Below are 472 nucleotides of genomic sequence, written 5' to 3'. Positions count from 1 at the left end.
TTGCCGACCGTATCTTTGACGTGCTCCATCTGTTCGATGGCGTGCTGGATTTCGTTATAGCCTTGTGATGCTTCTTCGGCAGAGGTGGACGTTTGTTCAGACACGGACGTGGCGGATTCGGCGACTTTTTGCACGCCAATCGCCATTTCTTCCATCGCGACGTACGTTTGCTCGGTCGTTTCTTTTTGCATTTCCGCCCCTTTGACAATTTCCTGAGCCGACTCTACGACATGGTTGGAAAATTGGCTTGAATCCTCGGACACAGCGGTGAGCTGTTGGGAAGAGGCGGCGAGCGTATCGACCGACTGATGGACGTGATGTATCGTTTCGGTAAAGGAATCCGCCATCGTGTTAATGCTTGTGGCCACCTGTCCCATTTCGTCTTTAGACTGAATGTGCAGACGCGGGGTTAAGTCACCAGAGGCAAGCTGTTTTAAGACGCTCATCATTTTCGGAATCGGCTTGAGCATGT

General features: G+C 51.5%; 1 protein-coding gene. It reads right to left on the bottom strand.

The genetic code is table 11. The features are described 5' to 3' along the window. Positions 1 to 472, bottom strand: a 472-nt coding sequence (locus G4V62_RS19245) for a methyl-accepting chemotaxis protein (RefSeq protein WP_165205245.1), incomplete at both ends; no start/stop codon positions are given.

The organism is Litoribacterium kuwaitense, from assembly GCF_011058155.1.
Taxonomy (GTDB): Bacteria; Bacillota; Bacilli; order Bacillales; family DSM-28697; genus Litoribacterium; species Litoribacterium kuwaitense.
This window is presented reverse-complemented; position numbering and strand designations above follow the sequence as displayed.